General features: G+C 60.5%; 6 protein-coding genes. 4 read left to right on the top strand and 2 right to left on the bottom strand.

Going from position 1 to position 5,230, the window contains the following annotated elements:
• Positions 1 to 336 precede the first annotated feature (336 nt).
• The gene (locus EOA85_RS26710; protein ID WP_127211763.1) at positions 337 to 582 is read left to right on the top strand and encodes a hypothetical protein; all 246 of its coding nucleotides are present in this window, start codon (positions 337 to 339) and stop codon (positions 580 to 582) included.
• Positions 583 to 603: 21 nt separating this feature from the next.
• Positions 604 to 1,887 carry a DUF763 domain-containing protein gene (locus EOA85_RS26705; protein WP_127211762.1) on the top strand — a complete coding sequence of 428 codons (1,284 nt, stop codon included), beginning with the start codon at positions 604 to 606 and terminating at the stop codon, positions 1,885 to 1,887.
• A gap of 32 nt (positions 1,888 to 1,919) precedes the next feature.
• Here the strand turns inward: EOA85_RS26705 and EOA85_RS26700 are convergent, their stop codons facing one another.
• The gene (locus EOA85_RS26700) at positions 1,920 to 2,363 is read right to left on the bottom strand and encodes a PPC domain-containing DNA-binding protein (RefSeq protein WP_127211761.1); all 444 of its coding nucleotides are present in this window, start codon (positions 2,361 to 2,363) and stop codon (positions 1,920 to 1,922) included.
• Positions 2,364 to 2,560: 197 nt separating this feature from the next.
• Between EOA85_RS26700 and EOA85_RS26695 the strand changes: the two genes are divergently transcribed.
• A complete protein-coding gene (locus tag EOA85_RS26695) occupies positions 2,561 to 3,403 on the top strand; it encodes a TIGR02587 family membrane protein (RefSeq protein ID WP_127211765.1) in 843 nt (280 codons plus the stop codon).
• Complete coding sequence (locus EOA85_RS26690) at positions 3,400 to 3,846, top strand: TIGR02588 family protein (RefSeq protein WP_245486025.1); 447 nt, start codon at positions 3,400 to 3,402, stop codon at positions 3,844 to 3,846. Before EOA85_RS26695 ends, EOA85_RS26690 begins: the two co-directional genes overlap by 4 nt.
• 336 nt (positions 3,847 to 4,182) lie before the next feature.
• On the opposite strand, the gene EOA85_RS26685 is transcribed toward EOA85_RS26690, so the two are convergent.
• Positions 4,183 to 5,230 (bottom strand): ATP-binding protein (locus EOA85_RS26685; protein ID WP_164759894.1); only part of this gene is annotated, 1,048 nt, incomplete at its 5' end.

The raw sequence follows: 5,230 nt of genomic DNA, 5'->3' as shown, positions 1-5,230 counted from the left end.
CTATGTGACGATCGGCTTCTTCGACCACCCCGAACGTTTTGCGCCGCAGGCTCATGCCTATTGGGACATGAAGCTGCCGTGGGTGGAATTTCGTGACGATCTGCCACGTGTGGGAAGATATTCAAGGCGGCGCGATCCGGCGGTCGGAAATCCCGCCGATCGGTAACCCGGCAAAACGCCGCCAATGGTCGATCTGGTGATACCCCGCGACCACCACGCTGTGTTGGCGCTCACCTGGAAGGCGGCGGACCATGAAGACCTTGAGACGATTATCGGGCCTCCGGTTATCGAGCACGCCTGGTTGGAACGGAGCGGCGCCCAGATCCCGGACCCGTGATGTCGTTCGAGATCAATGGGCGGCGACCTGACGAGTCACCGCGGCCGACGGATCTATTGACGGGTGAGCATTGTGACGTCGAGAAGTTTGATCTCCTCAGCGAAGCGATAACCGCTACAGTGATCGCCAAGCGGCCGGGCACCAAGGCCGGCAATGGAATTCGGAACGGGCATCGGCAGCTTGAAGCGGGTATCATCGCTTCTTCACGCCGCTTTCGATACCTATCTGTTGAGCGCAAGGCATAGTTCGGCAACAGGCAGCAAGATTTGGCACAACGATCGGGAAGCGCAGACCTGCCACTTCATGGCGGACGCGTGCCGAAATGGCTCGGCGACCGGATGACGCGCCTTGGCGCGGTCATGTGCGAGGCGATCATTCACCACTACGGTCGCGAGGAGCTGCTGCGCCGGTTGGCGCATCCCTTCTGGTTCCAGTCGTTTGGCGCCGTTATGGGAATGGACTGGCATTCATCCGGCATCACGACCAGCGTCATCGGCGCCTTGAAACGCGGGTTGGCTCCGCTCTCCGGTGAACTTGGTATTCACGTGTGCGGCGGCCGCGGCGCGCATTCACGCAAGACACCGCACGAGCTTGCCGTCATCGGCGAGCGCGTCGGCTTCGACGGAACAGGCCTGGCAACTGCCAGCCGGCTCGTCGCCAAGGTTGACAGCGCCGCCGTTCAGGACGGCTTCGACCTCTATCTGCATGGCTTTATCGTTACCAATGATGGCGACTGGGTCGTGGTGCAGCAGGGCATGAACGGCGACAGCAAGGTGGCGCGCCGCTATCACTGGCTGTCCGAAGGCCTGAAGAGCTTCGTCGACCAGCCGCATGCCGCCATCGAAGGCGCCAACCAGGGCGAAATCGTCAACCTGACCGACCGCCGCGCCGACGCTTCGCGCAAGGGACAGCTGGAGCTCCTGCAGGACCTCGGACCGGAACGCATTTTGAGGGAATTCGCCGCGCTGGAACGTGACACGGCCCCGGCTCCAGAGCAGGCGCCTGAACAGCAGCCGATGCTGCCACACCTGGTCATGCCGGCGCACCACGACGTTCGCGAAAGCGATGTCGTCATGCGCCGCCTTCATGGGAACATGGCGGCGGCTGCCGAGCGTGGCCCCGCCGATTTTTCCGATCTTCTTCTGGTCCCTGGCGTCGGTGCGCGCACGGTGCGGGCGCTGGCGCTGGTTGCCGAGGTTCTGCATGGCGCGCCATGCCGATTTTCCGATCCGGGACGCTTCTCGCTGGCGCATGGCGGCAAGGACAGACATCCATTCCCCGTGCCGCTGAAAGTCTATGACGAGACGATCGGCGTGCTGAAGTCCGCGGTTCACAAGGCCAGGCTCGGCCGCGACGAAGAAATCGGTGCCTTGAAGCGGCTCGACGACCAGTCACGGCAGGTCGAACGCTATGCCACAGGCCCCAGCCTGAAGGAAATCGTTGCCGGAGAGTTCGATCAGTCGCATCTGCTCGGCGGTCGCAGTGTGTTCGGCTGGGAGGCGGCACCCGAGGCGCCCGCGGACGTCAAACAAATCAAACAAAAAGGATAAGCCCGCCCGGATCGCCTGATCCGAGTTCGGTTTCAAGTATCCAGATCGATCAAGGCGATGCCGAGTTCCGGGCGCTTCCTGCGGCGCAGGTGACCAGGCGCTTCCACCAAAGTGACTTCGAGTGTCGGCCGAACGATGCCTTCGAGCAGATGACCGCCGCGCGTGGTACCATCGCGCAACCCGAGCACCGCGTGGATGTGAAGGCTGGGCTTGCCGTCGTCGCCGATCGCGACATCACCGATAGCGCTGAGCACCTCGCACTGTTCGCTAACCGGGATTTTGCGAAAAGTCTTTTGCCCAAAGTCGAACCAGCCAACGGTCGCCGTTTCGAAGGCGCCGAGCGCGGTCAGCGAGGCGCCGCCAATATCCTGATCGATCGCGAAAGAGGTAAGCGCCGCGAACGCTTCCTCGCCAGGATCAAGCACCACCACGAATGTCCTTTGTCCGGCGCTTTCGGCGACGAGCTGCGATTTCATGGGTTCACTCCAGACACCGTGTCGGCTTTGCGTTGTATTTCGATCGAGAGTTCGAACGGAAAGCTGGCTCGCGAGTTCCCAACAGTTTGGTCTGATTTGAACATCGTTGCGCCGTCTGACTATCGAAGAATGCAGTGGTCCGGAACAAGATCGCGCAGGAAACATTGTTCCCCGCAGCTATCTCTGAGGGAGCGGACGTGGCGCCAACTGAAATCATCGTCAGGCGTGGGCCAACGCCGCGTGAGTTCTGGATTGGTCTTGGGCGCGCCTTCGCCGGAGCGTTGATCTTCGCCGTCCCGGTGCTGATGACCATGGAAGCTTGGGCGCTGGGATTTCACCTTCACCCACTGCGGCTCGCCCTGTTCCTCGCTGTCACTTTGCCAATGCTGGTGCTGCTGCACAAGTACGGAGGCTTTCGCCAGACGGTGGCGCTTCGCGACCGCATCGCCGATGCTTTTGTGGCCATACTTGTGGCCGCTGTGGCGGCTGCTGCGGTGTTTTTTATTTTCGGCATCGTGACCGTCGAAATGCCGCTACGGGAGGTGATTGGCAAAATAGCGGTGCAGGTTGTCCCCGGCAGTCTAGGAGCATCTTTGGCACGCGCTCAGCTTGGCCCGAGTTTGTTGGAGGAGGAGGACATTCCCGAGCCCGGCTACACCGGAGAGCTGTTCCTGATGGTGGTCGGAGCTCTGTTTCTATCGGTGAACATCGCACCAACGGAGGAGGTCGTCCTCATCGCTTATAAGATGCGCCCCTGGCAGGAAATCGCTCTGGTGGTGGTCACCCTCGCTCTCATGCACGCCTTCGTCTATGAGTTCGAATTCCGCGGCTCACACAGTCCCGAGCCAGGCGCTGGATTCGTCAGCATCTTCTTTCGCTATGCAATCGTCGGCTATGTCCTGGTGATGCTTGTGAACCTTTACATCCTGTGGACCTTCGGCAGGACCGATGGCGCCGGCTTTTCGGAGACACTCAGTGCAGTCGTGGTTCTGTCGTTTCCTGGCGCACTCGGGGCGGCGGTTGCGAGGCTCATTCTGTGACAAAGAATCCCGCAAAAGGCGACAAGCAACAGAAGCAGCAGTCCGACAACAAAGGAATGACACGCAAACCCGGGACTTCGGTCACGGAGTGGGTCGTGGCGGGGATAAGCTCGGTAGCCCTGCTTGCCGTGCTCAGCTATCTTGTCGTCGATGGCTTGAGCACGCGCGATGGGACCGCCCGGATCGTTGTGCTGCCGCTCGCGGTCGCGGTCACCGAGGGCGGCTATGTGGTCGAGTTCGCTGCCGCAAACAGGGCGGGGAAATCAGTTGCTGCTGTCGAGATCAAAGGTGAACTCCGCAATGGCGATGAGGTCGTCGAGGAGAGCAGCGCTACGCTCGACTATGTCCCACAGAAATCCCAACGGAAGGGCGCGTTGATCTTTCGTCGAGATCCCGAGGCCTATGACCTGCGCCTCTTTGCTAGTGGATACAGTGAACCCTGACCAGTCGAAAACGTCATGGATGAAATGGCTGTGGAACTCGGCATGGATCACGAGGTCAAGCGGGCCGGCGTCAAGGGCTTTGGCGAACAGCACCACGCGTCCAGTCAGCGCCTTTGGACGGGTCGCGAGTTACGATGGTTACCGCTTCGCCCTGCCGTAAAAACGACATGGCTGCAGCAGAACCAACATGGCCCGTGCCTTCGAGAATGATGTGCATGGCCGATCCCTTCGCTCCCTAGAGCGGTTCATCGTTTCACGGAAACGCCGAACCGCTCTATCTCTTTGTTTTTGCGCAATTCCGGACGGAAAACCGTTCACACTTTTCCTGGAATTGCTCTATTCCTCCGGGGCGGTGGCAGGAGCCGTATAACGGCGACGTACTGCATCCAGAACGTGCTTGCGGCTTTCCTGCGCCGAGAGCATTTCGTCTTTTTCTGCCTCGGCGGTTTCGCGCGCCAGCTCCTTGTCCCTGATCTGATGGCGAAACCATTCGGAATAGTCGCCGGCGCGCAGGTGATGCTCCCAGGTCCCGTCGTCGATGCCTTCTGCGATCTGAGCGAAGATCATCAGGTTGTGGGCCCGAAGATTCATCGCGTTGTCGGGACCTCTGAAATAGAAGCTGCCGGCCTCGTCGAGTTGACCTTCCGCATATTTACGGCTGTGACGCTTGAGCGACTGGCGCGGCTCGATCGCTTTGACCACGGCAATTTTTTTGCGGGCTTGCGGCCGCCAGAACAGCACGCGCTCGCCTTTTGGCGAGGGAATATCCTTTGGCGGCTTGGTATCCGTCTCATGACAAAAGGCCTTGATGACATTCTTGGCCTTGGGACCGAGCGCAATGACGGCAGTGACCAGACGCAGGGCATCGGTCGAAATCGCTTCCGGATGAACGGTGATCAGGACAGTGCCAGGTAGTTCCAACGACAGGACGGCGCGCGTGTCGTCGCGCTTCTTGGGGAGAAGATGATGCGCCTCATCGATGATTAGCCAGTGTGGCCTCGCTGTACGGAAGCGGAAACTGCCAAGGCCGGGAAGCAGATCGGCAAAGAAGTCCGGTCGCTCATGGACCCGCAACGCCAGCCCATTGACGACCACACTGGTGTCCGGCTTCTCGATCAGGTCGAGCACTTGTGCCTTTGTCGGTTCGCTCGAGCCATCGCCTATCCGGACGGCGCCTTCCAGGCCATCATAGTCGCCTTCCGGGTCGAAAACGCAGAACTGAAACCCGTTCTCGACGAAGCGTTCCGTCAGCGCGGTGGCCAAGGTGGATTTACCGATGCCGGAGCTTCCGGCGATCAGAACCGTGTCGGTCGGCGTCAGATAGACTTCGTCGCCGCCGACCGACACGGTTCTGATCGCCGGAAGCTCCGGCATCGGTAAATCC

This window comes from Mesorhizobium sp. M5C.F.Ca.IN.020.29.1.1 (assembly GCF_003997375.1).
In the GTDB taxonomy this organism is placed as follows: Bacteria; Pseudomonadota; Alphaproteobacteria; order Rhizobiales; family Rhizobiaceae; genus Mesorhizobium; species Mesorhizobium wenxiniae.
The sequence above is the reverse complement of the archived record's forward strand: the minus strand, read 5'-3'. Positions and strand labels throughout refer to the sequence as shown.

Bases quoted from the DNA above. Each gene is read 5' to 3' on its own strand.
- EOA85_RS26710 (WP_127211763.1), top strand. From the start codon at position 337: ATGTCGTTCGAGATCAATGGGCGGCGACCTGACGAGTCACCGCGGCCG.
- EOA85_RS26700 (WP_127211761.1), bottom strand. From the start codon at position 2,363: ATGAAATCGCAGCTCGTCGCCGAAAGCGCCGGACAAAGGACATTCGTG.